The sequence below is a fragment of the Enterococcus sp. DIV1375a genome (assembly GCF_051712205.1).
Taxonomy (GTDB): Bacteria; Bacillota; Bacilli; order Lactobacillales; family Enterococcaceae; genus Enterococcus; species Enterococcus faecalis.
This window is the reverse complement of sequence record NZ_JBIOOM010000001.1, coordinates 990,649-1,016,216: the sequence shown is the minus strand read 5'-3', so window position 1 is coordinate 1,016,216 and position 25,568 is coordinate 990,649. Positions and strand designations below refer to the sequence as shown.

Sequence of the window (25,568 nt, the reverse complement as noted above, 5' to 3'; positions counted from 1 at the left end):
ACGTCTGGCACTGATTGTGACCAGACGTTTTCTTTAGTTTTCAGTGATTTCAACATCAGGAAATGAAATAATAAACGTGGTGCCTTTACCAAGTTCACTCTCAACATTGATTTTTCCTTTATGCAAGCGGACCAATTGTTGAACGATTGGTAAGCCTAATCCTGATTCTCCATATTTCGTATTTTTACGGGATGGATCTACTTTGTAATAACGATCCCAGATATTCAGAATTTGTTCTTCCGTCATGCCAATTCCTGTATCAGAAATACGGACAATGGTTTCTAAATAGCCTTTTTCTAAAGCAATATGAATTTCGCCATTTTCAGTAAATTGGATGGCATTTTGAACAATATTGACAACAACTTGCACGAAACGATCATAATCGGCATACACATCAATTGGTTCGGTGGTGTCTAAATACAATTGATTACCGGCGGCTTCAGCTTTGGCCGTTAGTTGAGTCACAATATTTTCTAAAGCTTCTGTTCCGTTGAACTTCTTCACAACAATTTGAATCTGGTTGGTCCGAATTTTTTCATAATCAAGATTTTCATTGACTAAGCGAATCAAGCGAGCGGTCTCATTTTGCATCAGTTTAATCGCATTCTCTTTTTGATTTTCAGGAATAGCATTATACTGCAATCCCTCTAACAAGCCATTAATAGTTGTTAAAGGCGTCCGCATTTCATGAGAAGCATCCGCCATAAATTGACGACGGCGCTCTTCTTGCCGATTGATTTCTTCTTGTGATTCTTTTAAAGACGCGGCCATTTTATTAAAATCTTCTGCTAGGTCATCAAATTCATCTTTGTCATGAACCGGTAATTGAATATCAAAATTTCCACTAGTAATTTCTTTGGTGGCTTTACGCATCCGATTAATTCGTTTCACTTGGAAAGTCGCAAATAGATAGCTTAGTAACAAGGCAATCACACCAGAAAAAATAAAGCCTTTAATCAAGTTTTGTGTCACGGACTGAACACTTCGGTCAACGTTTTTGGCAGGTTGTGTAATAACGAGTGAACCAATAATCACTTTTTTATCAGAAGACTGATTTGATGCATACACCGGTAACATTACATAGGACGAAGTATTTCGGGCCCCATAAATATCAATGTTTTCTGTTGCATAAACACGATTGCCTTTCATGATTTGATCCCAATTTTTATCGATTAAGGAAAAGTCTAATTTTTTTGTGCTATCAACTGGTGGGTACTGCACTTCGCGGTCCTTGTTAATAAACACAAATTGCACATCTTGCTTCTGGAGTACGCGCTCAGCCAACTGAAATGAATAGGATAAAACATCTCGATCCGAAACGCCTGCGACATTAATAAAAAAGTCACGTGTTTCTAAAGCCGATTCTGCATAACCATATAGCTGTTCATAGTTATTTTCTTGCATTGTGCGCTTGGTCAATTGTGTGAAAGACGTTCCGACAATGAGAATAATCAGAGCAATCACACCTATAAAAGCAAGTAATTGTTGATACAAATACTTCATTAAGCAACACCTGAATCGTCGAATTTATACCCTACGCCCCAAACCGTTTGGATGACTTGAGGACCCACTTTTTCAATTTTTTGTCGTAATTTTTTGATATGGGCATCAACTGTCCGTTCATCGCCAAAGTATTGATAGTCCCAAACCAATTCTAGTAGTTGTTCGCGTGAAAAGACTTGGCGTGGTTTTTTTGCTAAAGTGTATAGCAAATCAAATTCTTTAGGTGTTAAGCCTTCAATTAATTGATTATCTAAATATGTTTCTCGTGTTTTCGTATTCATTTTAAAATGATCCGTAATCACATCAAACGTTTCATCTGTATTCTCAGACGTATCATGCGCAGCCTCTGCCACCTCGGCACGACGATGTAGAGCTTTCATCCGTGCAATCAAAGTTAATGGACTAAATGGTTTTGTCACATAATCATCCGCACCCATTTCAAGGCCAATTACTTGGTCACTTTCAGAATCACGAGCAGTCAACATAATAATGGGAACATTGGCTGAAACTTTGCGAATTTCACGACAAACAGCCATCCCATCCATACTAGGTAAGTTTAAGTCTAACGTAATCATGTCCCATTTTTCTGGCGAAGCAAGAAAAGTCGCCAATCCTTCTTTGCCATCATCTTTAAAGGTAGCTTCCCACCCTTCATTTAAGAAAAACATTTGCATCATTTCTGAGACGGATTCATTGTCTTCAATCATTAATATATTCATTTCATTCACTCCTTATTCACTTTTCATAAAACTGCTCTATTGTAGTATACTCTAAAATTGAATTTGTACCAACCGATTCTATATTTCTTCAAAAATCCTTTACAGAACCATCAAAAATCACTTTTTTTCCTGCTCTTTTAAAGAAAACGAAAGGAACCCATTGTCTTTTCAGAAAAGTTTGTTAAAATAACAAGCGTAGAGAGGATGTTAGGGTATGGATAAAATGAAAGCTATTACTTTTTTTGATTTAGATGGAACTTTGTTAGATGGAACCTCGCAAATAACTCCTGAGATTACCACAGCAGTGGCGGCCTTGAAAGACAATCAAATTTTACCTTTAATTGCGACAGGACGGACCTTGTGTGAGATTCAGCCAATTATGAAAGCCAGTGGCATTGATTCTGCGATTGTAATGAACGGGCAATTTATTCATTATGAAGGAAAAACGATTTATTCAGATGAATTTACAACAGAGGAATGTGTTTCACTGCATGAACATGTCAAACAGCGTGGTCATGAATTGGCTTTTTACAATGAGCGCCGTATTTTTTGTACAGGGCATACTGGCACAGTGAAACAAGCCTATGACTATATTCATTCAGCTGTTCCAGAAATTGATCCCACAGGTTATGAGAATGATGCCGTCAACATGATGTTGGTCTTAAGTCAACATGGCGATGATGATGAATATTACTATGAGCGGTTTCCTGAATTGACCTTTTATCGCAATGGTCCTTTTTCAATAGATATTGTTCGTAAAGGGGTCTCTAAAGGCTCTGGTGTCAAAAATCTTTTTAACTCCTTGGGATTAAACGGCATTCCTACTTATGCCTTTGGTGATGGCATCAATGATTTGGCGCTGTTTGAGGCCTGTGATTATGGAATTGCCATGGGTAATGCGCGTGAAGAATTAAAAGAAAAAGCCACCTTTATTTCAACTAAAAATACTGAAAATGGCATTGTTAATGGCTTGAAAAAATTTGATTTACTATAAGAGAAAACTACCTTCTTCTATTGATGTACTTTAGAAGAAGGTAGTTCTTTTGTATGTTCATTTTTCTTTTTCTGCTGTGCACAGAGAGCTACTCCCACTACTTGAATCAGCAAAATCGCTCCCAACAAACAACTTAATACGATGTTTCCTGATAGGATTGTTCTTCTGATTAAAATAATTAATACGACACTGCTAATTCCGTAGAGTAACCATTGGTTGTCCATTTTTATTGACCCCTTTGTTTTTCTATGTTTAGGATAGGATGTTTCCTACTAAAATGCAAGGAAAGATCCTAGATTCTTACAACTAACCCATAATTTTTACTAATTCCTTATTTGTTTTCATTTATTCTTAAGATTCGTTTCATTTTTGTAAAAAATCACACTTTTTTTCTATCTCTGTTTTAAATTGCGTACAGTTCTTAAAAAAATGATACACTAAAAGTAAACTCGAAATGAAAGGAGCCATTCCTTTGGTTAATAGCGAAAAAAGAAAACAATTAATTATTGATACATGCATTTTAGCTGGAAAAATTATGCTGGAAAGCGGATCTGAAGTATATAGAACCGAAGATACAATTACTCGGATTGCAGCAAATGCTGGCGAGCCAGAGAGCGTTTGTTACACGACGGCTACAGGGATTTTCGTGGGCTTTCGTTCCAGTAATTATACGCAATTAGAAAACATCCCCCAGCGCTCGATTAATTTGGAAAAAGTTAGCCTTGTCAATCAATTATCAAGAGAATTTGCACAAAAAGAGATTACTCTACCAGAGCTTTATCAGCGCTTAACTCTATTAGAAACAGATACCCCCACTTTTTCAATTTCGTTACGCTTGTTAGCAGCTGGGATTGTTAGTTGTACGTTAATGTACATTTTTGGTGGCACTTGGCAAGATTTTATTGCAACTTTTTTTGTTGGCGTGATTGGGTATGCCAGTTATCTTTTTACCCAAAAGTTATTCCAAGTTCCTTACCTTGATTCATTCGCAGCCGCTTTTGTCATTGGTTTGTTGGCCTATTTGGCTGTGCATTTTCACTTAGCGGTCAACATCGATAATATTATTATTGGTGCGGTGATGCCATTAGTTCCAGGTGTGGCGATTACGAACTCTTTTCGCGACATTTTAGCCGGCCACCTCATCAGCGGGACGGCGCGAGGGACAGAAGCTATTTTTATTGCTGGGTCTGTTGGCCTGGGAATTGCCTTGATTTTTAAATTATTTATGTAAGGAGTGTTCAAATGGAACTAATTTTTCATCTTCTCTTTAGTTTTTTAGCGACTGTGACGTTTGGTATTATTACGAACATTCCTCGTAAAGCACTGGTGGCTTGTGGTATTACTGGCATGACAGGCTGGATGATTTATTATGTCTTAACGCAAACTTTTGATGCTAGTCAAACCTTTGCAAACTTTTTAGGAACGGTCGGGTTAGGAATCGCTAGTATCTTTTTTTCCCGTTACAAAAAAATGCCGATGATTATTTTTTATATTCCGAGTTTGGTTCCTTTAGTGCCAGGAGGCCCTGCCTATCAAGCAGTTCGGAGCATTTTGTTAGGAAATATTGATGACGGGTTGCAGTTGATTTTAAAAGTTGTCTTTACTGCTGCAGCTATCGCAGCGGGCTTTATGGTGACATCGTTACTGGAACGAATTGTCAAACGTTTTTTCCCCAAGCGACTCTTCCGATTGGTCAAAAAATAAAAAAACAAGCTCATTTTTGAGCCGACCCCCAAAAGTTAGACCTAGAAATCTAACTTTTGGGGGTTTTTTTGTATGGCAAAATACAGTTTTGAATTTAAACTTAAACTTGTTCATGACTACTTATCTGGTCAAGGAGGTCTAAGGTTTCTCGCAAAGAAGTATGGGTTTAAAGATAGTTCTCAAATAAGCAAATGGATAAATGCCTATAAAGAACTTGGTGAAGAAGGCCTACTTCGCAGTCAAAAAAATAAGAATTACTCTGTTCAATTTAAGCTAGATGCGATAGAGTTATATTTAACAACAGAGTTGTCCTATCAAGAAGTAGCTAATCTTCTAAAAATGAACAATCCATCATTGATTGCGAATTGGCTTAGAACGTATCAGAAGCTTGGTATAGAGGGACTCTCTAAACAGAAAGGACGTCCACCTACCATGCCTAAGAAGAAACAAAAGGAAAGCCAACCATTACCAAGTGAACGATCTCAAGTAGAGAAACTAGAAAAAGAAAATAGAATGTTAAAAATTGAGAATGCCTATTTAAAAGAATTGAGGAGACTGCGTTTAGAGGACGAACAAAAAATGAACGAATCGCACGAATCATTCACAGTCTCCGAAGACACTTTCGATTAAAAGATATTTTGGAAACCCTAAGGTTTCCAAAATCTACTTACATGTACTGGCAAAAACGCCTCGACAGAACAGCTTCAACACAAATCATTGAAGAAGAAATTCAAGCGATTCGTAAAAAACATCAACATTATGGCTATAGAAGGATGACCCAAGAATTGAAACGACGTGGATTTCAAGTGAATAAAAAGAAAGTCCAGCGATTAATACAAAAGTTAAAGTTACAAGTCAAAGCTTTTACTAAGAAATCCAGAAAATATAATTCCTATAAAGGAACCGTTGGTAAAATCGCTAAAAATTTGATTCGTCGCCGATTTAAAACCTCTGTTCCTCATCAAAAAATTACAACTGATACAACTGAATTTAAGTACTTTGAAGCAGATAACGCAGGCATCTTTCGTCAGAAAAAACTATACTTAGATCCATTTATGGATATGTATAATAGTGAAATTCTAAGCTATAGCCTTTCTACTCAACCAAATGGTAAAACAGTTATGGAAGGTCTGAAAGAAGCAATTTCTCAAACAAATGATTGTCCCTATCGGCGCACCTTTCACTCTGATCAAGGCTGAGCTTATCAAATGAATGTCTATATACAAACATTAAAGGACAATAATATCTTTCAAAGTATGTCTCGAAAAGGAACCTGTTTAGATAATTCTCCTATGGAGAATTTCTTCAGTATCCTAAAACAAGAAGTGTACTATGGAAAAATCTATCAAAGTCAAAATGAATTGAGAGAAGCAATTGAGAACTACATTTATTATTACAATCATCACCGAATCAAAGAAAAACTTAACTGGAAAAGCCCAGTAGAATTTCGACAATTCAATCAAAAAACTGCATAAAAAATAGAGTGGAAAAATCCACTCTATAAAAAAGTCTAACTTTTTGGGGTCGCTACATTTTCTGAGCTTGTTTTTTTATTCTACTTCTTCAAAGAACAGCAACAAATCTTGTAGCGTTAATTGTGCTTTTTCAGCAGCGTTTAAATCTTGAACAATTTTACCTTTTTGTAAAACAATTAAACGATTGCCATATCGTAAAGCATCTTCCATTCGATGGGTAATCATCAAACAAGTTAAGTTCCCTTCTTCAATCCGTTGTTCCGTTAAGTGCATCAACTGCTTGGATGTTTTGGGATCTAAGGCAGCAGTATGCTCATCTAAAAGTAATAATTCTGGTTTTGTGATAGTGGCCATTAATAAACTTAAGGCTTGGCGCTGACCGCCAGAAAGGTTACCTGTCGGTGTATCCAGATGATTTTCCAAGCCATTGCCAACTTCTTGACAGATTTTTGTAACCAAGGCGCGTTGCTCATTTATCTTCCGTAATGTTAAGGGACGTTTTTGTCCGCGTTTCATGGCAAGCAATAAATTTTCTGCCACAGTCATTCTTGGTGCTGTCCCCATTTTAGGATCTTGAAAAACACGCGCTAGAGATTTGGCCCGTTTGACTTCAGAAAGATTGGTGCGATTGACTCCTTCAATTAAAAATTGTCCTTCTGTTAGTGTCAAAGTTCCTGCTAAACTATTGAATAGCGTACTCTTGCCTGCGCCATTTCCACCTAAAACAGTAATGAAGTCCCCAGGATAAATGGCTAAGTTCACATGATCCAAAATCACTTTTTTTTCATTCATCCCATTATCAATGATTTTTGTCGCATTTTTTAATTCAACAACTGGTTTCATTTCGTTTCCCCCTTATCAGAAAAGCCGTGTAGTCGTAATGCTTTTTTCAATTGTGGGATCATTAAACAGATTGCTAAAATCACTGCTGAGAAGATTTTCAAATACGTCGTATCAAAGCCTAATTTAATCACTAATAAAATCAATAGTTGATAAATAATACTCCCTACAACAATCGCCATCAACCGTTCACCAAACGTTAATTCTCCAAACAGTACTTCACCAATAATGAGTGAAGCCAAGCCAATCACAATGACGCCGGTTCCTTTACTTACATCCGCATATCCATCATTTTGGGCAATCAAAGCGCCAGATAAGCCAATCAAGCCATTCGATAAAACCAATCCTAAAATTTTCATGCGATCCGTTTGAATGCCAATCGAGCGAGCCATTTCTTCATTGTCACCTGTCGCAATATAGGCTTGTCCTAAACTAGTATTAAAGAAAAATAACAGTAAAATCATTACCACAGCCAAAACACTAATCCCTAAAAAAATAGTATCATAATAATCTGGTAAGGCCATTTTTTGAAAAACATCTTGAATCTTCGGTTGGTTTAATAAAGACTTATTTGGCGATTTCATCACAAATAAAATCACGGAATTTAAACCAGACATCACTAAAATTCCTGCTAAAATAATTGGAATTTTTCCTTTTGTAAATAGTAAACCAGTCACTAAACCGGCAAGCATTCCTGCTCCGACCCCTAAAAGAGTCGCTACAAATGGTGAAACCCCTGTTGTAATGGCAGTTACACAAACCGCCCCTCCTAACGGAAATGAACCTTCTGTGGTCATATCTGGAAAATTTAAAATACGATAAGTCATAAAAATACCTAGTCCTAACAAGGCCCATAACATTCCTTGTCCAATTGCTGAAACAATCATCGCTTCTCCTACTTTCTTTGATAATTAGTTAATCAATTTCGATTTTTTTGCTAGCTCTGCGGGAATCGTAATTCCTAACTTTTGCGCTTGTTTTTCATTGATAATTGCGTCGCCTGTATTAAAGGTATAAATGGGTGTAGTTGCTGGTTGACTTTTTCCAGACAGAACCTCTGCTGCCATTTTGCCGGCTTGTACCCCCAACGCATGTTGATTAATCCCAACAGTTGCTAAACCGCCTTGTTCTACCATTGTATCCACCGAAGGAATAATCGGCGTCTTGGTTCGATTTGCTTCTCCGACTACCGTTTGCATGGCGTTAGCAATCGTATTATCAGTTGGTATATAAATCACATCTGTTTCCTTAGTCATTACTTGAACCGTTTGTGCAATTTCATTACTTGATGGCACAGCATATGTTTTCACTGTCAATCCTTTGGCTTCAGCTGCTTTCTGCGCTTCAGCTACTTGGTATCGAGAGTTTTCTTCTGAGGAAGCATAGAGAATACCTATTTTTTTGGCAGCTGGTACCAATTCTTTTAGTAAATCCATCTGGGCTGACAAAGGTGATTGATCACTAACACCCGTGATGTTACCGCCTGGCTTTTGATTGTCTTTCACCAATCCAGCACTAACAGGGTCCGTAATGGCGCCTAAAATGATTGGGATTTCTTGGGTAGTGTTGGCTAACGCTTGCGCAGCTGGCGTGGCAATACCAATTAAAACGTCTGCCTTTTTTTGTACTAATTGTTGACTCATGATTGCTAACTTACTCTGGTCGGCTTGACCATTTTGAAAAATAATTTCTAAGTTTTTGCCTTTGTCATAGCCATTTTCCTTTAACCCTTCTTCGACACCTTTATAAATTTCGTCCAATGCGGGGTGACTGACAAACTGCAAAACCCCTACAGTAACGGTTTCTTTCTTTGAATTCGTCACTTTTTGATTCACAAAAAAAGCACCAATTAAATAAATAGCTAATAAAGACACGACAAACGTTAAACGTTTATTTTTCATTTTGCATTCTCCTAACTGCCCTTTTGTTTGGCAACTTTTTCTTTTTAATAATAAAACCATTATCTATAGGGCGTTTCTTCCGTTGAAAGTGAAACTGAGATTCGTAATCCTCTACTTAGTCAAAATCCTAGGAACACTTTTTTACAAATGTCAGGATTTAGCTGCGACGAGGATTGCAACTTTAGTGAGAATCGCAGGAGCACTTTTTTTACGATTGTGACAACGTTCTCTTCGTTCACCTTGTGCTACTCATCATCTACTCTGTCACTTCGTGCCAATCGTAGTGATTCGTAGCAAAAAAACAACGACTTATCCTAAGTGTTTAGGAGTGGTCGTTGTTTTTATGCAAAACAAAAACCACATAGATGGGTCCTCTATGTGGTCGTTTTTTCTTCTTGAATATAACCAGCATAGATACACTTTTTAGAATAAGTCTTCTAAAGTTGTATCTATGAAAGAATCATACATACAACTATCTACGCCAGTTTTGCCATGATTGGTGCATTTCTTTTACGTTAGATAATTGTGTCATGTATTTTCCCTCCTAGTTATGTTGTTAAAGGTAGTCTACACTATATTGATTTTGTTCGTCAAGAAAAAGTTTTTATTGTATGTGTCTGAAATTTACCCTAAAACAAATTTCCCTTCGAAAAATTAAAATATAATTAGAGAAACTCTGGTGTAATAGATTCAAACTTTTGTTATTTAATTTTTTTACGTCTTTTTATCGATTCATTTTTCCCTTTTAATTTAACATATTTTTGTTTTTTTGCAAGTCTAACTAGATATTTTTTGTTATAGAAAAAAATACGCACGAAAGAAACTTACGCCTCTATTTTAAAAATTTAGTTGCGCAACTCACTAAAATATGCTATATTTCAGACACGAAAAATTAAAATAGATTATTGAAACAAGTGCATTTTGCCTCCCTATAGAATTAACTATAGGGACTTTTTTTATATTCCATTAAAATATTTGAAAATTTCGTGTATACGATTGGTCTGATTTTTAAAATTGATTCTTCCTGTCGGAATTTTACCAACTTCTGCTTTCTCGTCTTCAAAGAAGTGATTATATTGATTGCCAATTTCTGAAACGATTCGATCATCTAATTCAAAATTTGACTTCCATTTTTCTAAGAAAATCTCTTTCAAAGTACCATTGCGTTTCGTTGTTAACAGCCACGCCATCGGTTCCAATCCTACTCCCCAATACTTACTATTTTTCTTCATGCGGAAAGTAAGGATTCGATGTAAACTTTCCATGATTCCAATTCCTTCTTTTTCTCCACTCAACTCTCGTATGTGTGCATGTATCCTAATAAAGTGGACACATTTTTTGGTATACTATTAAATAAATAGACAGAAATTTTGAAAGGAATTTTTAATATGGTAAATAACAGAAAATCACCACGTAAATTTGACGAAGAGTTTAAAAAATCCATTGTAAAACTTCACGAAAGTGGTAAAACTCAAAATGCTTTAGCTAAGGAGTACGGCATTGCTCTTTCTTCAATTGCTCGTTGGGTCAAACAATATTCCGAAGTAAAAATTGACGATGACACGATCCTTACGGCCCGTCAAATCAAACAGCTACAAAAACGAAATGCGCAACTCGAGGAGGAAAATTTAATCCTAAAAAAAGCGATTGCCATATTCACGCCTCGCTTGACGAACGATTAAAAGCCATACACATTCTTCGATATGAACACAGTATTGTTACACTCTGTCGTGTACTCAAAGTCAATCGTTCCACTTATTACAAACGCTTTTCTGGAAAAGTAGCCCCAAGAACAAAAGAAAATCAACACCTAAGAAAAGTGATTTTAGAAATTTATACTTCTTCTCAAAAACGTCTTGGCGCTGCAAAAATCCGCCAGATTCTTTTGCGTGATTATGGCATTTCGATTAGTATTGGTCGTGTTTATCGCTTGATGAAAACAATGGACCTCCCAAAAATGTCTACAGTAAAGCCTGTTTTCAAAAAAAGGAAAAACAAGGTTTCTTTGACACGGCCAAATCATCTAAACCAAGCGTTCAATCCACCTGCACCAAATCAAGTTTGGACAAGTGATTTTTCTTATATCCCCATCGGTAAGAAAACATTTGCGTATTTGTGTGTCGTTTTAGATTTGTTTTCTAGAAAAGTAATTGCTTGGACCGTAGGATCAACGATTGATACAAAACTAGCCATTCAAACATTAGAAAAAGCACTTCATTCTCGAAAATTAATGAATCCTGTTCTTTTTCATACAGATCAAGGGTCTCAATATACCTCTTTTGAATTTAGAAAGTTTATAGAGCATCATCCGATTGTCCATTCTCTTTCAAAACCAGGTTATCCGTGGGATAACGCCGTTACCGAAGCTTTTTTTAAATATATGAAAAAAGAAGAATTAAATCGCCGTTCATTCCATTCAATCGAAGAAGTACGTTTGGCTTGTTTCGCTTACATTGAAGGATTCTATAACACCAAACGTCCTCACGGAACATTAGATATGCTTACACCAAATGAAAAGGAGGCTCTTTACTTTGAATGTCTTTAAGTATCTTCTCTTTTTGTGTCTACTTTATTGACATCTATCCAGCACGATATTTTTCGCTAGTAATAAATACTTTTGGAAATTGATAGTATAACTCATTATATTTACGTGTTGCGGTAAATTTCTTTGTTGCCATCGATTACACCTCATCTTGTATTATTAATAAAGAATTTTGGTGTTGATATCTACGAACATCTTCCATTGTAGCCATCAATTCATTGAGATAGATTCTTCCCATTTCAATCGTTAACAATCCATACGCTTCTAGCTCATTTTTGATCTCTTCAATTTCATTTTCTGATAAATCAAGCAATGAGGCTAATTCTTGATTCGTATAAGAAATATACACATGTTTCTTCTCATCAATTCGTTTTTCAATTAAGGATTCTTCTAAATACTCATTCAGTAAACTATACGCATATTTTGCTTGTGCAGACATCGTATAATATTTCGATGATTGAATAAAAAATAATTTCGGCATTTGAAAATGTAATTGTGTGACTACATCAGTTGCTTTAATTTTTATCATTAGATTTCCTCCTAAAAGTACGCAAAAAAACTCTGTATAAAATCGATTACACAGAGTTTTTAAAGTGTTGTTATTTAATTTTTCAGAAGGAATTTATTCATTAAAAATATCTAATCAAAAAAATGACTGTTGGGTAAAAACTAGACACTTACTTTTTATTTTCTTGCATTTCTTTTACTTCTAAAAAACGAGCCACTCTTATGAGAGGCTCGTTTTTCTTTATTTCAGCATATTTACCACTTAATTGTTTCGGTTTCTTTCAATTTTCACGGGAACTTTTACTGCTTGTTTTTGCGATTGAATCAGCCATAAACTTACTAAAATCGTCATTGAAATTACTAATGCCATCGAAAATCCCCTCTTTCTAATTCCTTAAAACTTTCTACAATCTAAGTTTAACATAGCTAGCTATTATTCACCAGTTTCTGGTACTGTATCAGTGCTTTCTGTCGTCGTTTCAGTAGATTGAGCAACGCCAGTCGTGCTGGTCGTCGTCTGTGTTTCAGCGTTCTTTGCTGCTTCTTTTTCAGCTTCTTGGGCTGCCTTTTGTTGGTCTTTCAAAACGCCAGCCATCGGTAATCGATTTAATTCTGGTATTAATTGTGTTTTTAAATCCATAGATTTTTCGACAACCGTCCGTGTCTTTTCTTTGCCATTTTCAAAGAAAACAAGCGTGATCTCATCGCCGCTAACATTGTATTGCTCTTGTGCTTTGCCAGCATTATAAATTAACGGATAGATATACAGCGATCGATGAAATTCATTCATTTTATCTGAATTAAACAGCTTCACCATTTGATCGTATTGCTTGCCAGACGGTTTAGCAAACATGACTGACATGGCTCCTGTTTCTTGGATTTTCTTGTCTGCTGTTTTGTAATCTAAGACACTGACTTTCTCTGATTTGATGGGTCCTGCGACTAACGATTCAACTTGAGCAGCTCGAATATTTTTCTGCATCGTTGGAATAAAAATGATTGAGCCAATTATTAATACTAATGCTACAATAGCGGTAATCATTAACAGTTTTCTTTGTCTTAATTCATAAAATACCTCTTTTAGTTCTTCCATAAAATTATTCAACTTCTAATCGCTCCTCGCTTTTAGTTCTTATCTATTATACTAATCATTTTCTTTCTTGCCTACCCTTGCGCTTTAATTACTAAAAAAACCAGCAAACTTCCCCAGCTTTCTAAGGAAAACCCAACTCCTTTTTAACAAGCTTCTTTCTTAAATTCAAAAACTCCGCTATAATAAAGCTATTAGTCGGAAAGAAACGAGGGATTTATTATGTCATTTGATGGCGTATTTACTCATAGCATGGTTCATGAGTTGACAGAAACACTCGTAAGTGGCCGGATTTCAAAAATCCATCAACCTTATGAAAACGAAGTCGTTTTAGTCATTCGTGCGAAAGGTAAAAACCATAAATTATTATTATCAGCACATCCTAGTTATGCGCGCATACAACTATCTACAATTACCTATAGCAATCCAGAAACACCTCCTAATTTTGTGATGATGTTACGAAAATTTCTGGACGGTGCCATTTTAGAAACGATTCAACAAATAGAAAATGATCGCGTGATTCACTTCACCTTTTCAAAAAGAGATGAACTAGGTGACTTACAAAATATTGTTTTGATTGTTGAATTAATGGGACGTCACAGTACAATCGTTTTAGTTAACCAATCTTCTGGAAAAATCTTAGATGCGATAAAACACATTGGAATGAGCCAAAATAGTTATCGTTCGTTGCTTCCTGGAGCAACTTATATTGAACCGCCAAAACCAATGGGACTTAATCCGCTCACGGCTTCAAAAGAAGAAGTCTTTGCGCTTCTTTCTACAGCTCCTGAATTAAACGGACGCTATTTACAACAGCATTTCCAAGGTCTAGGCAAAGATACAGCAGACGAATTAAGTGCCCGTTTACTTGCACAACCAAATGAAAAAATGGCCATCTGGACGGAATTTTGGTCCTCAGTCACTGAAGCTGTTGTACCGACATTAACCGTCACTGAAAAAAAGGAATATTTTACGCCCATTCCTTATCAATCATTAGCTGGTGAACAAACAACGTATCCGACACTCAGTGAATTACTAGATGCCTTTTATTCTGGTAAAGCAGAGAAAGACCGTGTCAAACAACAAGGCGGCGAACTAATTCGCAAAATTGAAAATGAACTAAAAAGAAATCAAAAGAAACTTAAAAAATTACAGCAAACCTTAGCCGATACAGAAAACGCTGAAAATTACCGTCGCGACGGAGAACTATTAACAACTTTCATGGCACAAGTCCCAAAAGGAGCCACCGAGGTGGAATTACCAAATTATTATGAAGAAAATGCACCGTTGCGTATCTCGCTAAATCCTGCACTTTCACCTAATCAAAATGCACAAAAATATTTTCAAAAATATCAAAAATTGAAAAATGCTGTCCGAGTTGTTAAGACACAAATTCAGCAAACACAACAAGAAATTTCTTATTTAGAGTCAGTTGTGGCACAACTTGAAATTGCGACACCAATGGACATTGAAGTGATTCGTGAAGAACTGATTGAACAAGGCTATTTAAAAAGTAAAAAAAATAAAAAACAAAAACAGCCGAAAAAAAGCCAACCCGATCTTTTTTATGCCACAGATGGCACACCTATTCTCGTTGGAAAAAACAATTTGCAAAATGATCAATTAACTTTACGAACCGCTAAAAAAACTGATTATTGGCTCCATGCCAAAGATATTCCTGGATCTCATGTAATTATTCGTGACGCACATCCTAGCGAAGAAACCCTTACTGAAGCCGCACTTCTAGCAGCTTATTTTTCAAAATATCGACTTTCTTCACAAGTGCCTGTTGACTATGTCCAAGTAAAACATGTGCATAAACCCAATGGAGCAAAACCAGGTTATGTGATTTATGAAAACCAACGAACGTTATATGTGACGCCAACAGAAGAATCGATCAAAAAAATCCAGCAAAATAAGGATTCTACTTCCTAATTATATTAAACTAAAAAACAACGTACTGCCGATTGATCGTACGTTGTTTTTTTGCATTGGCAAAAACATTTATCAAGTGATAAATAACACAAGTAAGCTCAATTAGTTTACAAACTAGCTATTTCTCTCTATACTGACTGTTGGAGGTGAAATTCATGGTCTTTTTACACATTATTTTTGGGATGTTTGCCTTTATTGGCGCTTTAGGTTTAGGTGTCGCCTTCCGCGATAGCTTTACAGAACTTTCAACACCAAAGAAAGCAGCGATTATTTTATCTTACGTAGGTGCGATTGGTTCAACAGTCCTAGGGTTCACATCAGCAACAAAAAATCCATTTGTTTTAGCTGCAACAGTTGTCTTAGTTGTCGCCTTTTCTGTTGCTCTTTTCAAAAAAAGCAGTAAAGAAACAAGCAAATAACAAAACCTTTGAAGAGCGGCATAGCGACAAGCTACCCTCTTCCTTTTACATACTATTTAAAGGAGTGAGGCAAATGTCTCTGACTATTTCTGAAGAAGTAAAACAACGTTTAGCCCCTTTCTTAACTGAAACGAACACCTTCTTGTTGGTAGCAAATGACGGCTCTAATCCTTATTCTTCCGCAGAAGGTTGTTGTATGATTGGCGATCGTTTCATTATCGTTCCTGTTGATCAAGCAGAAGCGCCTTATACCGAAACAATTGCTAATGATTCTTTTCACGTCTATACTTCGACGTATGACCAAATGTTTTTAACAGGGCATTTACAGCTAGTGATTCATCCGAATGCGGGAACCATTACTTTAAAAAATGAAAGTGGCATATTAGATAGTAATGTGGACATTTATCAACACTAAAAAAGCAAACAAAACGCGTAAACGTTTTGTTTGCTTTTTTAGTGTTGAAAGGCTTGAAAGGTAGTAATGATTACGTACATCATGCCCGATGCAATAATCGGACCAGCTGCAATTCCTTTTAAAAAAACGACGCCAAGAATCGTTCCAAAAACTAAGGCCACCGTAATCTCTGGCGATTGATTAATTAAACCTACTCCTTTTGAGGATAAAACAGCCACCAGAATTCCACAAAGTATCCCCAGCCATCCCATCGGTGTTTTGAATGATTGGATTAAATCCTTTAAGCCAATTTGTCCTGTAGCAATCGGGACTAAAATGGTAATTGAAATAATTGTGACGCCTAAATTAATGCCTTTATCTGACAACCACGACATGATTTTCGCACTATTTGGTAAAGCCTTTAAAGCAAGCACAACAACTGACGCAATTAATAAACTTTGATTTTTTGCAACAAACGCAATCAAGGCAATCAGTAGTAAAAAAAGCCAACTTTCCACTGGTTGTCCTCCTTTCTGATTTGGTTCTTTCGTTAACCAAACTTTCTTGTCTTTCCTATTTTAGCAAAGAACCTCTTTAATTACCATTCAGCTTCAGTAATTATTGTCTTTTTCACACGAATCTTGCTTAGAAAAAACGAGTTAAAAATTAATTTTTTCTCATAACAAGCCTTTTTCTCTTTGAAAAATTATTTTATGAAGTATACTAATATTAACTATAAAGTAGTTTACTTGCATTTATACTGGATATTCGATATCCTATTTAAGGCTCTTCAATTGAGCGAGCATCACAAAAGACATTTTAGTAGCAATTCTTGGGGAAGTAGTGCTACTAAGATGTCTTTCCTTTTTTTATTTTCACTAACAATATACGTTTCTTATATTAAAATTCACAACTCTTTATAAATAAAAGCGCCTGCCCCACAGTTGTCTGGACTGTGGGGCAGGCGCTTTTCAAGTCATTTAAACACGCTTTAGTTTTCTTTCAAACGATAAACACTTGGACTTGGGTTAAGAAAACCTGCTTCTAAAATTTCGATGTTAGTTAATGCTTGCTCTTCAGTTACTAGTTGCGGTGCACCATTTTTCAACGTTTCATAGACGGCATCATAATAACGACCGTAATCACCTACAGGCGTTTTAATTTGTTTTTTAATCCAGTCGCCATTGCCATTACGGTAGGTCACTTCTCCATAATACATTGGTGAATCTTCTCCAAAGCCTGGTGCATCCGGCATGATTCCGGCTTTTAAATCATTTTCTTGTTGATCTTCGCCATATTTGATGAACGAGCCATTGCTACCATGAACAATAAAACGTGGATACGGACTAGCGACAGAATGATTCGTTTTAACTTTTACTTTTAATTTTGAACCATAATGTAAATCAACGTCAAAATAATTATCGACTGCCTCACTCACTTCATTATTACGAATATCATAAGTGACTTGATCTGGACGCCCGAAAAGAGCAATCATGCGATCCATTAAATGAATACCTAGTCCGTAAAACGAACCATTTTCTTTAGGTCCTTGTTCCGTGATACTTCCTGGTCGATAATAATCAATATGTGTTTCCACTTCATTGATTTCTCCTAAAAAGCCTTGCTCTACTACTTGCTTTATCGCTAGGTAATCGCCGTCGAAACGTCGATTTTGATAAGGCATCACTACTACCCCTTTTTCTTGACCTAAAGCAAATAATTCCTCTGCATGTTCTAACGTATCACAAAATGGTTTTTCCACAATCACTGATTTACCAGCTAAAATGGCTTGTTTGGCTAAATCATAATGTGTATGCGCAGGCGTACAGATTGTGATCAATTCAATTTCTGGATCCGTCAATAATTCATTAAGGTCAGTGGTAAAATTTACGCCTTTTTCTTTAAAGGGCGCTGCTGCTTTTTCATTAACATGTAAATCGAAAATCGTTTTCACTTCTAGTGTTTCTCGAATCATTACGTAAGGTAAATGGTAACGGTTGGCACTTTTACCAAATCCAATAAACCCCATTTTTACTGTCATATTTTCCACACTCTTTTCTTATAATTAGATAAGTCCATTTGTTTCAATGACTTTTTGATACCAATAATAACTGTCCTTCGGGATTCTTTCTAAGGAACCTTTTTGTGTTTCATCTTGATCCACATAGACAAAACCATAACGCTTTTGATAGCCGTTAAGCCACGACAGTAAATCGGTGTAACTCCATGTACAATAACCAATAACTGAAACGCCATCCGTAATCGCCTCTTGAATCGCTTGGATATGGCTTCGCAAATAATCAATGCGATACGTATCGTGAATTTGTTTATCTTCTGTTAAGGTATCATATTCGCCTAACCCATTTTCAGTAATTAAAATAGGCACTTGATAGCGACTAGCTAATCGTCGTAAGGCAATTCTCAAACCTTGCGGGTCAATGGCCCAATCCCAATTCGTTCGTTCAACATATGGATTATTTACTTTTTTAAATAAACCCGGTACCCCAGATTCCGTTTCAGAACCCTTTTCACCCGTTGTATTCATCTTCCCTATTCCGACGCCATCTAATGGATTAGCAGCAACCGTATCCGTCCGATAATAATTTATACCTAGAAAATCAGGTTTGGCTGAACGTAGTAACGCTAAATCGCCCTCTTTTATTGTTGGGGCCACACCTTGCTCCTGTAAGTAATTTAATGCGGCAATCGGGTATTCTCCCCAAAGATAGACATCTAACCAAAAATGCGACAACAAATCTTCTGCATTTTCTGCCGCTAAAACATTGGCAGGATGCGCATCAACGGCATAAACAGGCGTATAAGCAAAGCTAGGGCCAATTTTGCCAGGCATTTCTAATTCATGAAACGCATTAATCACTGCTGCATTGGCTAAATTAGCAATATGATTGGCCTCATACATCCGTTTATTGTCTGTTACGCCGGGAGGATGCACGGCTAATTGATAACCTAACGAAGTAAACACATTTTGTTCGTTTAAACTAATCCAATAGCGAACTTTGCCACGGAAAGCGTCAAATAAAATTTTCGCATAGGCCACAAAATCAGCAATAATTTTTCTTGATTCCCAGCCACCATATTCTTTTTGCAAAACAGCTGGCAAATCCCAATGATATAAAGTTACCATTGGTTCAATTCCTGCCGCTAATAACTCATCAATTAAATCTGAATAAAATTTCAGTCCCGCTTGATTTACTTGACCACGTCCTTCAGGTAAAATTCGTGTCCATGCTATCGAGAAACGATATGCTTTTAAACCTTGTTGTTTCATTAAAGCCACATCTTCTTTGAAACGATGATAATGATCGACGGCTAAATCACCAGTTGTCTCTTTGAACGTTTTTCCTGGTAGCCGAACAAATTCATCCCAAACAGATGCGCCTTTGCCGTCTTCATTCCAAGCACCTTCTACTTGATAAGCGGCCGAAGCAGAGCCCCATAAAAAATCTTGCGGAAATGCTTTTAGTTGATGATGTTCCATTGTCATTCCTCCCTCTTTTCTGTGCTGCCCTTTTATTGTAAAAGGTTTTCACAAAAAGTACCAATCAGATCAATAAGTTCTTCTGTTTACTTTTAAAACTATATAGTTTTAAAAAGAATAAGTCAACTACTTTTATTTAAGTACTTGATTATTAAATGGTTACGTTAAAAATAAATATATAGTTTTAACATGTTAAATTCATGGTATAATGAAAGAAATACTGGTGATAAAGGAGGACTCTGATGCGGACAAATACACGTTATAAAGAAATTTATGCAGCTATAAAACAGGATATTGAAGCAGGTGTTTATCCCATTAATCAAAAGTTACCCCAAGGTCGTCTTCTTGCAGAAAAATATCAGGTCAGCGAACTAACCATTACAAAAGCCTTACATTTGCTTGTGCAAGAAGGTTATGTTGTCAGACGACGTGGCTCGGGCAGCTTTGTTCAAGACTTTCAAAATCGAACCATTACTAAATTTTCTCCGTTAACCGGCACTTACTCAACCTATGATGGAAAAGTTGAATCCGTGGTTTTAGGCTTTGCAACAGAAGTACCTGAGCCTTGGGTGACTGAAAAATTAAGTATTACAGAAGAAGAGTTAGTCTACAAAATTATTCGTTTACGGATTATCGAAGATGTGCCCTCAATTATTGAATATACTTGGATGCCCGTTGCCCTAATTCCGAACTTGACAATGAAAGAATTGAAAGTCTCCATTTATCAATATATTTCGGAACAATTGCATCAAAAAATTCAAAGTGCGCGGGTCAGCATTTCTGGGATTCGTCCTTCTGCGTTGGAAAAAAAATATTTAAACTTAACCGATAATGATTTCCTTATGCGTGCAGAACAAATTGCTTACCTAGGCAACGGGCATATTTTTGAATACTCAATTGCGAATCATATTCCTAGTGAATTCACTTTTGAAACTGTCTTAATTGCAGAAAAATAGGAAACTTTTATGTTGCCATTTCTCATTTCTAACAAAACGATCTCTTTACTTTGAGCCAATACTTTTTGTTAGAAATGTTTTTCTGCTAGTTAAAAATATTTTTCAAATTATATTTCCAAACATGAATTTTGATAAAAGTATTGCTATTTACTAGAAGTACGATTAAAATATTGCTTGTAGCACTCTTTTTAATACAGATACAAGCAATTTATTTTTTACATAGTCAATCAACCAAAGCGAGGACTTTATATGAGGAAACCCTACATTTTAATGAGCTTACTCGTTCTAAGTACCTTATTAAGTGCTTGTTCAACTGTAAGTGGCAGCCCAGCAAGTCAAAGTGCGCCCGCACCTGATGAAGTGTTGGCGACAAGTATTGGGACGTATGAAAATCGAACATTGTTGGTTCCAGATGGGCGTTTAGCCTTAACTGCCTTGCATAAAGGAAAAGATTATCAAGGCAAACCAATGTTTTATGTCCTGTTTGAATTAACCAATACAACCGAAAAAACACAAAATATTCAGCTAATGATTCAAAGTTTTATGGAAGTTAGTCAAACTGTCCACGGAAAAGCCCAAAATTTACAATATGCAGTCTTAACAGATTCACCTTTCCAAGACAAATTAGATCGTTTAGCAGATGAAATCAATCCTGGTGAAACAATCCAAGGCGCTTACCCGTATGAATTTATTAATGAGAACAAGCCGGTCCATTTTAAATTTAGAGATCGCCTTCTCAGTCTGGATGAACCCATTGCATCAGAAGAAATTACCATTACAGAAAAAAGTTTGGTCCGCTAGCTTAGCTAGCATTGGACCAAACTTTTTATTTATTATTCAGATGGAAAAGATTCTCCTTCTATAAAACGTGTGTAAATGTGTTCGCTCTCAGCAGCTTCTCCCCGCATTAAATGAATAATTTTCTCTGCAGCCACCATGCCCCATCGATGTTTAGAATAGGCAATTGTTGCTAATCGCGGTTGCACAAACGCACCTAGTTCAGAATTATCAAAACCAATCATCCGAATATCTTTCCCCATTTGGTAATTTGTTTCTGCAACATATTTATAGACACCGATCGCCATTTCATCATTAAAAGCAAAAACATCGACTGGTTCTGTCTGTGGTTGACTCAAAATTTTTTTAGCAGCCGCATAGCCAGAAGGTTCGGTAAAATCGCCTTGGATAATTTCATAAGGTATCCCAAAACGAGTTAATTCTCGTGTACTAACAGCCAATCTTTCTTGGCTATCATAACCTTTTTCTGGTCCAGAAAGCAGAAGAACCTTTTTTGAACCCGCATTGACAAATTGCTCAATTGCCTGCGTGGCACCGCCACGATTATCCAAGAGAACTTGCCGAATATTCCTATGCTCAGTGGTTCGATCAAGGACAACGATCGAATGGCCACGTTCAGCAAACTTTTCAATTTCTTTTGTTGGAAATGTCCAATCTAAAATAATTGCCCCATCCACCATTTTTTCAGGAATGAAAAGATGTGACTTTTTACCGCTGCAGACAATCATCTCATAATCAAACAGTGCTAAGCCTTTCTTAATTCCCTCCAACAATTCACCATAAAAACTACCGCCATAATCGGCCAAATAGACACCAATAATATTAGTTTGACGACGTTTTAATGTGCGAGCGGCCATGTTAGGAACATAGTTTAGCTCTTCAGCAATTGCTTGGATGCGCGTTCGTGTTTCTTCAGTTACCTTTGAACTACCATTCAATGCGTAAGAAACGGTCGAGATTGATACGCCTGCTTTTTTTGCAATATCTTTAATTCCTACCATGGACTACTCTCCTTTCTAATGGTAAATTTCAATAACACTTGCTTCATTTAATAATGAAAGCACCTCGTCTTTTTGAACTTCCATTCCCCCTTCTCGATAAGGGTTTTCTTCAAACTTAAACGGAACTTCTTGACCATCGATAACTATTTTCGCTGACTGATTTGGATAAAATTTATATGTGACAGGTTTATCAAACAATTGGTAAGTTAGTGTTAAACCAGACAATTTTTCTGGTAACATGGGATCAAAAACCACGCTTTGTGCCTTTTGCCGAATCCCTAAAACAGCTGTAATTAATTGATTTAAATAAATTCCCGGCCCGCTTGAATAAATTCGCCAGCCACCTTTTACCCCAATACTTCCATCTTTTAGTTTACCAAAATTTTCTTGTGATTCATACCTTGTTTTAAAATCGCCATCGGAACTACTAAAATAGGCATTGGCTTGACGTAACTCTGCATTGTGAACCACTTCTTTTAATTGAACTGGATTGATTTGCATTAATGCTTGCCAGGTTTTGTCTCGCTGACCAATTTTCGCCATCGCTTCTGTATAGCGAATGTGCGCATGAACATACTGTAAACCAATTTCGCGACCAAAATTAGCCGCCTGTTCTGCTCGTTTAAAATTAGTGCTCACACCGCCTCGATAGTTCGCTGGTTTGTTCATTAAGCGCACGCCATCAGGAAACGTTAATTCTTTTTCAATAATTTCTAAATGATGACTTACTTGTTCCGGTGTTAATAATTCAGCTAACATACTACGAGTCATTGGCAATAATCGATATTGAATCCCTGTTTTTTGGTCATTTGGGTGAATCATTTGTTCAAAAGTTTCTGGCGTTTCCATATAAATAAACCCTGCAATCGTTTCATCCGCCAACATATATTTTTGAAAATCGTTCTTTATTCCTGCGACTAAAATTGTTAAGTGCTGACTATAAGTAGCATCAATTTCCGTAATTAAAGCCGAAAATTTTTTCAATACTTGATACGTTAAGGCAACGGTCCAACTACTAGCCATTTGCTCTTTAAGACGATTATCGTAAGGTTGTAACGTGTCATCCCAATCGCCGTCACCATAACAGGATAGAAAAGTTTCTGGTAAAAAATGTTGTTCAATATAATTTATTTCTTTTTTCAAATGTTCAAATAAAGATGCTGTTTCTTTTGTTTTGTGATTATCTTTGCGACTTGTATAAGGGATTTCCGTAGCTAAGATTGAATAATCTGCGGTTTGTTCCAAATAATCAGTCACTACTTTCAATGGCCAGACGATAATATCACCATGGCTTTCACTGGCTTTTTGTTCTTCGTATCGGTCAAACATAAACCATTGCGGCCAGTTGCCATCGTCCTCAAATTGATTTTCAAATAGATGCTGAATAATGGAGGCCACGATCTTAGGCTGTTGCGTCGCAAAGAAAAATTCTGTCGGTCCTTGCGACACATCTCGTGTGCCCCAAGCTGCTCCACCATACTGTTCTAAGCCATGTGGCGACAAATAATGAACGAGCATATTATGAGTATACCAACGAGTTAATTGATTCATTTGCTGCACACTTGAGTCTGTGTGTGTTAACTCAAAATGATGTAACAAGCCATTAATGAATGCCAAATATTGACTTTCTGCTTTTTCAAAATCTAATGGTGTATTGACTAATGCTTGGTCCTCTATACTGCCCGTAATAAGTAGTGAAAATTTTTGGGTCTTTTCGATTGCCAAGACTAATAAGTCTGCTTCAGCTCCACCAAATAATGTGCTATCGGTTACTTGAAATGATTTATCAACTGTCAATGCATAGGTTAGTTCTGGGTAATAATTTTCTGTAGCAGAATGATTTCCCGTCACTCGAAGTGTTTTGCCAGTTTGTTCTAATTGATAGGTTGGGACTTCTTCAGGTCCTAATAACAAATGGTTAGAAACAGCCCACATATATGCATCCTTTTGACTGGTCACTTCCAATTGAATCACTCTTGAATCAGGCGAAGTGAAGGTGCGTACACAAATTGTATCCTTTGGCAACTTATAATACCACGTAGCAGAGTTCAACCCCATTTCAAAAGCAGAAGGCATTGTTAGTAAGCGCCATAAGCCATTCTCTAAAATGTAGATTCGTTGACCAGAGCGTTTCATAACGTTTAAAGCGTTTCGGCTATTACTCATTAATTTGTTCATGGTCGTATTTCCTAAAACTACTTGTGAATTGAAAATGCCATACATATACACTGTCGTACTAAGCAAAGGTTCGTCAACCGTTAAGCCTTTACCACTTAATAAAATGTGGCCATGCGCTCTTTCCATGGCAATTTCTTTTTCTTGAAGTACAACGTGATGGTAATTTTCCGTGAAAAAGGAATACGTCTGACCTGCTACTTTTTCAATTTGTGTCTGAATGGGATAAAGTGCAGCCAACTCTTCTTCTGTTAATGGATTTCCTGTGATAGGTTCTCCTAAAAGTTTCGGAGGAAAGTCCTGTGTTTCTTCTAATGAATCGAATGTCACGGTTTCATAAATAGCTTGTAAGTCTTCTTTCGATAAAAAAGGTTCAGCTAATGCTTGCGGATGTGTTTCTGTTACCGCACCATAAAAAACAAATTCCTTACTTTCATTCGTTAATTGGACGGCTTCCGTTTGTAAAGCGGTGTAAGCAAATTCATATTGATAGACTTCATTTGCTAAATATCTTTTCCCCAATGCTTCTGGTGTGTTTGTTTGTTTAAATGAACGTCCGAAAAATTGATAGCCGTCCGTTGAGTAGCCTACTAATTTTTGAAAACTCCCTTGAATAAGGGCTGGAAACTTCTCATTTTGCGGTTGATTTTGTCTTGATAAAACAACAAGCTCTTCGCCCTCTTGCCAAATGTGATGATCAAGATACTGCGACACATACGCTTCATTTGACTGAACGGCTCCTTTTGTCGCTAAGCCAATATCTTGACCATAAACAATATCTACTAAGCCAGTTCCAGTGACATTAACCCGCCAGAACCATTGATTGCTTGGCCCCAAACGAAAGTCAACTTGGTAACGAACCGCTTCAAATTCACCCCGCCATGTCAATTGGTTATCTGAAAGATAAAAATCACTTTGACTGTTGGAACCAATCATTGGTCGATAATTAATTGTGTCCCCTGTAATTATCCGCAAATAGAGTTGGTTCATACTGCCGTCTAAAGGATTGCCTTCTAATTGATTAATCATCATGCCACAGCTATTCAATTCTTTTAAATCACCTGTCTCTAGAAATGTAGCGACTGTGTCTGCTTGCTTAAGCTTCTTTATCTGCAT

At 36.6% G+C, this 25,568-nt stretch carries 23 protein-coding genes and 1 pseudogene; 10 read left to right on the top strand and 14 right to left on the bottom strand.

Annotated elements, in window-relative coordinates; translation table 11 throughout:
• Window positions 1–33: 33 nt before the first annotated feature.
• Together IGJ63_RS05040 and IGJ63_RS05035 are read right to left on the bottom strand one after the other, a co-directional pair.
• Entirely contained in the window at window positions 34–1,503 is a 1,470-nt protein-coding gene (locus IGJ63_RS05040; protein ID WP_101732062.1) for a sensor histidine kinase, read from the bottom strand.
• Window positions 1,503–2,222, bottom strand: coding sequence for a response regulator transcription factor (locus IGJ63_RS05035; protein ID WP_002381953.1), 720 nt, complete (start codon window positions 2,220–2,222; stop codon window positions 1,503–1,505). The genes IGJ63_RS05040 and IGJ63_RS05035 overlap by 1 nt, the downstream gene beginning before the upstream one ends.
• A gap of 214 nt (window positions 2,223–2,436) precedes the next feature.
• Between IGJ63_RS05035 and IGJ63_RS05030 the strand changes: the two genes are divergently transcribed.
• Window positions 2,437–3,216 carry a Cof-type HAD-IIB family hydrolase gene (locus IGJ63_RS05030; RefSeq protein WP_010816462.1) on the top strand — a complete coding sequence of 260 codons (780 nt, stop codon included), beginning with the start codon at window positions 2,437–2,439 and terminating at the stop codon, window positions 3,214–3,216.
• A gap of 17 nt (window positions 3,217–3,233) precedes the next feature.
• Here the strand turns inward: IGJ63_RS05030 and IGJ63_RS05025 are convergent, their stop codons facing one another.
• Entirely contained in the window at window positions 3,234–3,440 is a 207-nt protein-coding gene (locus IGJ63_RS05025; RefSeq protein ID WP_002357875.1) for a hypothetical protein, read from the bottom strand.
• Window positions 3,441–3,670: 230 nt separating this feature from the next.
• Here IGJ63_RS05025 and IGJ63_RS05020 point away from each other — a divergent pair, with 230 nt between their 5' ends.
• From IGJ63_RS05020 to IGJ63_RS05010, 3 genes and pseudogenes are all read left to right on the top strand, one after another.
• Window positions 3,671–4,447, top strand: a complete 777-nt coding sequence (locus tag IGJ63_RS05020; RefSeq protein ID WP_002378231.1) for a threonine/serine exporter family protein — start codon at window positions 3,671–3,673, stop codon at window positions 4,445–4,447.
• Between the two features lie 11 nt (window positions 4,448–4,458).
• Window positions 4,459–4,920: a threonine/serine exporter family protein gene (locus IGJ63_RS05015; RefSeq protein ID WP_002357877.1), complete on the top strand. Its 462-nt coding sequence runs from the start codon at window positions 4,459–4,461 to the stop codon at window positions 4,918–4,920.
• A gap of 72 nt (window positions 4,921–4,992) precedes the next feature.
• Window positions 4,993–6,395: pseudogene (locus IGJ63_RS05010) on the top strand (IS3 family transposase).
• A 75-nt stretch (window positions 6,396–6,470) separates the two neighbouring features.
• Here the strand turns inward: IGJ63_RS05010 and IGJ63_RS05005 are convergent.
• From IGJ63_RS05005 to IGJ63_RS04990, 4 genes are all read right to left on the bottom strand, one after another.
• A complete protein-coding gene (locus tag IGJ63_RS05005) occupies window positions 6,471–7,238 on the bottom strand; it encodes an ABC transporter ATP-binding protein (RefSeq protein ID WP_101732246.1) in 768 nt (255 codons plus the stop codon).
• Entirely contained in the window at window positions 7,235–8,122 is an 888-nt protein-coding gene (locus tag IGJ63_RS05000) for an ABC transporter permease (RefSeq protein WP_002357879.1), read from the bottom strand. The genes IGJ63_RS05005 and IGJ63_RS05000 overlap by 4 nt, the downstream gene beginning before the upstream one ends.
• A 24-nt stretch (window positions 8,123–8,146) precedes the next feature.
• A complete protein-coding gene (trpX, locus tag IGJ63_RS04995; protein ID WP_101732247.1) occupies window positions 8,147–9,136 on the bottom strand; it encodes a tryptophan ABC transporter substrate-binding protein in 990 nt (329 codons plus the stop codon).
• A gap of 956 nt (window positions 9,137–10,092) precedes the next feature.
• Window positions 10,093–10,401, bottom strand: a complete 309-nt coding sequence (locus IGJ63_RS04990) for a hypothetical protein (protein WP_438746034.1) — start codon at window positions 10,399–10,401, stop codon at window positions 10,093–10,095.
• A 123-nt stretch (window positions 10,402–10,524) separates the two neighbouring features.
• Here IGJ63_RS04990 and IGJ63_RS04985 point away from each other — a divergent pair.
• Window positions 10,525–11,681, top strand: a protein-coding gene (locus tag IGJ63_RS04985) for an IS3 family transposase (protein WP_438745912.1) whose coding sequence is annotated in 2 segments (ribosomal slippage) — window positions 10,525–10,783 and window positions 10,783–11,681 — 1,158 coding nt in all. Because the reading frame shifts where the segments join, the coding sequence is not laid out codon by codon here.
• A gap of 136 nt (window positions 11,682–11,817) precedes the next feature.
• Here IGJ63_RS04985 and IGJ63_RS04980 read toward each other — a convergent pair.
• Complete coding sequence (locus tag IGJ63_RS04980; RefSeq protein ID WP_438746032.1) at window positions 11,818–12,207, bottom strand: replication initiator protein A; 390 nt, start codon at window positions 12,205–12,207, stop codon at window positions 11,818–11,820.
• Window positions 12,208–12,618: 411 nt separating this feature from the next.
• The gene (locus tag IGJ63_RS04975; protein ID WP_180758939.1) at window positions 12,619–13,278 is read right to left on the bottom strand and encodes a hypothetical protein; all 660 of its coding nucleotides are present in this window, start codon (window positions 13,276–13,278) and stop codon (window positions 12,619–12,621) included.
• Between the two features lie 219 nt (window positions 13,279–13,497).
• Between IGJ63_RS04975 and efbA the strand changes: the two genes are divergently transcribed.
• The 3 genes from efbA (at window position 13,498) to IGJ63_RS04960 (ending at window position 16,044) form a co-directional block, all read left to right on the top strand.
• Window positions 13,498–15,210 carry a fibronectin-binding protein EfbA gene (gene efbA, locus IGJ63_RS04970; RefSeq protein ID WP_438746030.1) on the top strand — a complete coding sequence of 571 codons (1,713 nt, stop codon included), beginning with the start codon at window positions 13,498–13,500 and terminating at the stop codon, window positions 15,208–15,210.
• A 155-nt stretch (window positions 15,211–15,365) separates the two neighbouring features.
• On the top strand, window positions 15,366–15,629 hold the full coding sequence (locus IGJ63_RS04965; protein ID WP_002382208.1) for a hypothetical protein: 264 nt from the start codon (window positions 15,366–15,368) through the stop codon (window positions 15,627–15,629).
• A 73-nt stretch (window positions 15,630–15,702) separates the two neighbouring features.
• Window positions 15,703–16,044, top strand: a complete 342-nt coding sequence (locus tag IGJ63_RS04960) for an iron-sulfur cluster biosynthesis family protein (RefSeq protein ID WP_002391631.1) — start codon at window positions 15,703–15,705, stop codon at window positions 16,042–16,044.
• A 38-nt stretch (window positions 16,045–16,082) separates the two neighbouring features.
• Here the strand turns inward: IGJ63_RS04960 and IGJ63_RS04955 are convergent, their stop codons facing one another.
• The 3 genes from IGJ63_RS04955 to IGJ63_RS04945 all read right to left on the bottom strand — a co-directional run bounded on the left by IGJ63_RS04955 (window position 16,083) and on the right by IGJ63_RS04945 (window position 19,522).
• Complete coding sequence (locus IGJ63_RS04955) at window positions 16,083–16,541, bottom strand: DUF441 domain-containing protein (RefSeq protein ID WP_002357887.1); 459 nt, start codon at window positions 16,539–16,541, stop codon at window positions 16,083–16,085.
• A gap of 473 nt (window positions 16,542–17,014) precedes the next feature.
• Window positions 17,015–18,064 carry an oxidoreductase gene (locus IGJ63_RS04950; RefSeq protein WP_101731866.1) on the bottom strand — a complete coding sequence of 350 codons (1,050 nt, stop codon included), beginning with the start codon at window positions 18,062–18,064 and terminating at the stop codon, window positions 17,015–17,017.
• A gap of 24 nt (window positions 18,065–18,088) precedes the next feature.
• A complete protein-coding gene (locus tag IGJ63_RS04945; protein ID WP_002375063.1) occupies window positions 18,089–19,522 on the bottom strand; it encodes a glycoside hydrolase family 1 protein in 1,434 nt (477 codons plus the stop codon).
• A gap of 242 nt (window positions 19,523–19,764) precedes the next feature.
• On the opposite strand from IGJ63_RS04945, the gene IGJ63_RS04940 reads away from it, so the two are divergent.
• Together IGJ63_RS04940 and IGJ63_RS04935 are read left to right on the top strand one after the other, a co-directional pair.
• Window positions 19,765–20,478 carry a GntR family transcriptional regulator gene (locus IGJ63_RS04940; protein ID WP_002366529.1) on the top strand — a complete coding sequence of 238 codons (714 nt, stop codon included), beginning with the start codon at window positions 19,765–19,767 and terminating at the stop codon, window positions 20,476–20,478.
• 270 nt (window positions 20,479–20,748) lie between these two features.
• Entirely contained in the window at window positions 20,749–21,279 is a 531-nt protein-coding gene (locus IGJ63_RS04935; protein ID WP_002384665.1) for a DUF5067 domain-containing protein, read from the top strand.
• Between the two features lie 32 nt (window positions 21,280–21,311).
• Here the strand turns inward: IGJ63_RS04935 and IGJ63_RS04930 are convergent, their stop codons facing one another.
• A complete protein-coding gene (locus tag IGJ63_RS04930; RefSeq protein WP_010827330.1) occupies window positions 21,312–22,277 on the bottom strand; it encodes a LacI family DNA-binding transcriptional regulator in 966 nt (321 codons plus the stop codon).
• A 15-nt stretch (window positions 22,278–22,292) separates the two neighbouring features.
• Window positions 22,293–25,568 (bottom strand): GH36-type glycosyl hydrolase domain-containing protein, encoded by a 3,276-nt coding sequence (locus IGJ63_RS04925; RefSeq protein ID WP_438746027.1) that lies wholly within the window; start codon window positions 25,566–25,568, stop codon window positions 22,293–22,295.

Coding starts and splice junctions, on each gene's coding strand:
- efbA (WP_438746030.1), top strand. CDS start 13,498: ATGTCATTTGATGGCGTATTTACTCATAGCATGGTTCATGAGTTGACA.
- trpX (WP_101732247.1), bottom strand. CDS start 9,136: ATGAAAAATAAACGTTTAACGTTTGTCGTGTCTTTATTAGCTATTTAT.
- IGJ63_RS05040 (WP_101732062.1), bottom strand. CDS start 1,503: ATGAAGTATTTGTATCAACAATTACTTGCTTTTATAGGTGTGATTGCT.
- IGJ63_RS04925 (WP_438746027.1), bottom strand. CDS start 25,568: ATGCAGATAAAGAAGCTTAAGCAAGCAGACACAGTCGCTACATTTCTA.
- IGJ63_RS04935 (WP_002384665.1), top strand. CDS start 20,749: ATGAGCTTACTCGTTCTAAGTACCTTATTAAGTGCTTGTTCAACTGTA.
- IGJ63_RS04990 (WP_438746034.1), bottom strand. CDS start 10,401: ATGGAAAGTTTACATCGAATCCTTACTTTCCGCATGAAGAAAAATAGT.
- IGJ63_RS04950 (WP_101731866.1), bottom strand. CDS start 18,064: ATGACAGTAAAAATGGGGTTTATTGGATTTGGTAAAAGTGCCAACCGT.
- IGJ63_RS04945 (WP_002375063.1), bottom strand. CDS start 19,522: ATGGAACATCATCAACTAAAAGCATTTCCGCAAGATTTTTTATGGGGC.
- IGJ63_RS05015 (WP_002357877.1), top strand. CDS start 4,459: ATGGAACTAATTTTTCATCTTCTCTTTAGTTTTTTAGCGACTGTGACG.
- IGJ63_RS05005 (WP_101732246.1), bottom strand. CDS start 7,238: ATGAAACCAGTTGTTGAATTAAAAAATGCGACAAAAATCATTGATAAT.
- IGJ63_RS05020 (WP_002378231.1), top strand. CDS start 3,671: ATGAAAGGAGCCATTCCTTTGGTTAATAGCGAAAAAAGAAAACAATTA.
- IGJ63_RS05000 (WP_002357879.1), bottom strand. CDS start 8,122: ATGATTGTTTCAGCAATTGGACAAGGAATGTTATGGGCCTTGTTAGGA.
- IGJ63_RS04965 (WP_002382208.1), top strand. CDS start 15,366: ATGGTCTTTTTACACATTATTTTTGGGATGTTTGCCTTTATTGGCGCT.
- IGJ63_RS04960 (WP_002391631.1), top strand. CDS start 15,703: ATGTCTCTGACTATTTCTGAAGAAGTAAAACAACGTTTAGCCCCTTTC.
- IGJ63_RS05035 (WP_002381953.1), bottom strand. CDS start 2,222: ATGAATATATTAATGATTGAAGACAATGAATCCGTCTCAGAAATGATG.
- IGJ63_RS04980 (WP_438746032.1), bottom strand. CDS start 12,207: ATGATAAAAATTAAAGCAACTGATGTAGTCACACAATTACATTTTCAA.
- IGJ63_RS05025 (WP_002357875.1), bottom strand. CDS start 3,440: ATGGACAACCAATGGTTACTCTACGGAATTAGCAGTGTCGTATTAATT.
- IGJ63_RS04930 (WP_010827330.1), bottom strand. CDS start 22,277: ATGGTAGGAATTAAAGATATTGCAAAAAAAGCAGGCGTATCAATCTCG.
- IGJ63_RS05030 (WP_010816462.1), top strand. CDS start 2,437: ATGGATAAAATGAAAGCTATTACTTTTTTTGATTTAGATGGAACTTTG.
- IGJ63_RS04975 (WP_180758939.1), bottom strand. CDS start 13,278: ATGGAAGAACTAAAAGAGGTATTTTATGAATTAAGACAAAGAAAACTG.
- IGJ63_RS04940 (WP_002366529.1), top strand. CDS start 19,765: ATGCGGACAAATACACGTTATAAAGAAATTTATGCAGCTATAAAACAG.